This window comes from Streptomyces synnematoformans, assembly GCF_039531005.1.
In the GTDB taxonomy this organism is placed as follows: domain Bacteria; phylum Actinomycetota; class Actinomycetes; order Streptomycetales; family Streptomycetaceae; genus Streptomyces; species Streptomyces synnematoformans.
In genome coordinates this window covers 1-3,542 of record NZ_BAAAPF010000483.1, presented here as the reverse complement: position 1 = coordinate 3,542, position 3,542 = coordinate 1, and the positions used below count along the sequence as shown (strand labels likewise).

General features: G+C 72.2%; 1 protein-coding gene. It reads left to right on the top strand.

Going from position 1 to position 3,542, the window contains the following annotated elements; translation table 11 throughout:
* Positions 1 to 3,542 (top strand): SDR family NAD(P)-dependent oxidoreductase (locus ABD317_RS34780; RefSeq protein ID WP_344295570.1); only part of this gene is annotated, 3,542 nt, incomplete at both ends.

The following is a 3,542-nucleotide window of genomic DNA, read 5'->3' as shown; positions in this document are numbered from 1 at the left end:
CACCGCACTCACCACCCTCCACACCCACCACCACCCCACCGACCTCTCCCCCCACACCAACAACTCCAGCGGCGAGATCCCCGAACTGCCCACCTACCCCTTCCAGCGCGACAGCTACTGGATCCAGGCCGCCGCGCAACTCACCAGCGCCGGCGACCTCGGTCAGATCAGCAGCACCCACGCGCTCCTCAGCGCCGCCGTCCAGCTCGCAGACGGCACCGACGGGAACGTCTCGACCACGGTGTTCACCGGTCAGGTCAGCCTGAGCACCCACCCCTGGCTCGCCGATCACGCCGTCGCCGGGACCGTCCTGCTGCCCGGCACCGCCCTCGTGGACCTGGCACTGCACACCGGCGACCACACCGGCGCCACCCACCTCGAAGAACTGACCCTCCACGCCCCGCTGACGCTCGGCGAGGCCGCCACCCGCGACCTCCAAGTCACGACGAGCCCCGAGGCGGACGCCGAAGCCGGCGGTCCCGGCCGCTGGCAGGTCGCCATCCACTCGCGGCCGCACACCGACGACACCGAGCCCGAGCCGTGGACTTGCCACGCCACCGGCACCCTCACCGCCGAACCGGCCGAGCCGGCGGCGCCGCTAGCGCAGTGGCCGCCCACCGGTGCACAGCAGCTCGACATTGCGGACCTCTACGATCGGATGGCAGCTGCCGGATACGAGTACGGGCCCGCCTTCCAGGGCGTCACCGCCGCTTGGACACACCCCGACGGCACCCTCCATGCCGAGATCGGCCTCGCCGAAGACGCAGACACCGCCCGGCACACCATCCACCCCGCGCTGCTCGACGCCACCCTCCACCCGCTCGCCACCCGCACCCTCAATGAAGACGGCGGGGAAGCGCAGGAACTCCGGCTGCCGTTCGCGTGGAGCGGCGTCTCCGTCCACGCCACCGGCGCCACCCGGCTCCGCGCCACCCTTGTGCCCACCGGCGAGCACGGCCACGACCTGGCTCTCCGCGCCTGGGACCCCACCGGCGCCCCCGTCGCCACCATCGCCGCACTCAACACCCGGCCCGTCGACGCCGCTGCGCTGACCAGCAGCGCCCACACGGGAGCCGCGACCCGCAACAGCCTGTTCCACCTCGCCTGGAGCCCCGCCGCGGCCGAGCCGTCGGCGCAGGTGGATCCGGACCAGGTCGACGTGTACGTCGCCGCCCCGGCCGCCGAGGACACTCCGGCCGCGGCGCACGTGGCGACCGAGGCGCTGCTCGGCCACGTACAGAACTGGCTGGCCGACAACGACCAGAGTGACCGCCGCCTCGTCGTCGTCACCCACCGCGCGGTCGCCACGGACCCGGCCGAGGACGTCCACCTCGCCCACGCACCCCTGTGGGGTCTGGTCCGTACCGCTCAGAACGAGAACCCCGACCGCATCCACCTCATCGACAGCGACACCACCGGCGACGTCCCGCAGCTTGCCGAAGCCCTGGCCACCGGCGAACCCCAACTCGCCCTCCGCGACGGCCAGTTCCTCATCCCCCATCTGACCCGCTCCACCGGCACAGACACCACCGAAGCCCGCCCCCTCGACCCCAACGGCACCGTCCTGATCACCGGCGGCACCGGCGGCCTGGCAAGCCTCACCGCCCGCCACCTGATCACCCAACACGGCGTGCGCCACCTCCACCTGGCCTCACGCCGCGGCCCCGACCACCCCAACGCCACCGCGCTCCGCGACGAACTCACCCAACTCGGCGCCGACATCACGCTCACCGCCTGCGATACCACCAGCGCAGACCAGGTCACGGCCCTCATCGACTCCATCGACGACGCACACCCCCTCACCGCCGTCATCCACACCGCCGGTGCCCTGAACGACGCCGTCCTGACCCAGCTCACCCCCGACGGCCTGCACTCCGTTCTGGCGCCGAAGGTCGACGCCGCGTACAACCTCCACCAGGCCACCAAGGACCTCGGCCTCGCCCACTTCGTCCTCTACTCCTCCGCCGCCGGCACCCTGGGCAACCCCGGACAAGCCAACTACGCCGCCGCCAACACCTACCTCGACACCCTCGCCCACCACCGCACCCACCACGGCCTGCCCACCACCAGCCTCGCCTGGGGCTACTGGGAACACACCACCGGACTGACCAGCCACCTCAACGACAACGAAGTCCGCACCGTCACCCACGGCACCACGGCACTCACCACCGACCACGCCCTCCACCTCCTCGACACCGCACTCACCACACCCCACCCCCACCACCTCTGCACACCCGTCACGCCTTCCGCCCTGCGCGACCCGGAGCGGCTCCCCGTCCTCTTCCGTGGCCTCGCCTCCCGGCCGGTCCGCCGGGCGGCGGCCGGCTCGGCCGCAGGCGACGGCAACGCACTCGCAGAACGCCTCGCCGCACTCCCCGAACCGGAACAACAGCACAAAGCCGTCCTCGACGTCGTACGCAACAACATCGCCGCCGTCCTCGGCCACGGCACCGCCGAAACCATCGACCCCCACCGCCCCTTCAAAGAACTCGGCTTCGACTCCCTCACCGCCGTCCAACTCCGCAACCAACTCACCACCACCACCGCACTCCGCCTCCCCGCAACCCTGATCTTCGACCACCCCACGCCGGAGGCCCTCACCCGTCACCTCCTCGGCCGGCTCCTCGACACGGCGCCCGCCGGCACCCGCGCCGTCACGACCCGAGCCGTCACCGACGACGACCCCATCGCCATCGTCTCGATGGCCTGCCGCTACCCCGGTGAGGTCCGCTCCGCGGACGACCTGTGGCGACTGGTCGCCGAGGGCACGGACGCGGTGTCGGAGTTCCCGGTCAACCGCGGCTGGGACCTCGACAACCTCTACGATCCGGACCCGGACGCGACGGGCAGGACGTACACCCGCCACGGCGCCTTCCTGCACGACGCGGACAGGTTCGACGCCGACTTCTTCCACATGAACCCCCGCGAGGCCCTGGCCACGGACCCGCAGCAGCGGCTGCTGCTGGAGACCGCCTGGGAGACGTTCGAGCAGGCGGGCATCGACCCGACCGGCCTGCGCGACAGCAACACCGGCGTGTTCACGGGCGTCATCTACGCCGACTACGGCCCGCGCCTGATGCACCGGACGCCGGAGGGCTTCGAGGGCTACCTCGGCAACGGCAGCGCCGCGAGCGTGGCGTCCGGCCGGGTGGCGTACACCTTCGGCCTCGAAGGCCCGGCCATGACCATCGACACCGCGTGCTCGTCGTCGCTCGTGGGCATGCACCTCGCCGCGCAGGCGCTGCGCAACGGCGAGTGCGACCTCGCCCTCGCCGGCGGCGTCACCGTGATGTCCACGCCCTCCGCGTTCCTTGAGTTCTCCCGCCAGCGCGGCCTGGCCGCCGACGGCCGCTGCAAGCCCTTCGCCGACGCCGCCGACGGGACCGGCTGGGGCGAAGGCGCCGGTCTCGTGCTCCTGGAGCGCCTCTCCGACGCCCAGCGCAACGGACACCATGTCCTCGCCATCCTGCGGGGTTCGGCGGTCAACCAGGACGGCGCCTCCAACGGCCTCACCGCGCCCAACGGCCCCGCGCAGCAGCGGG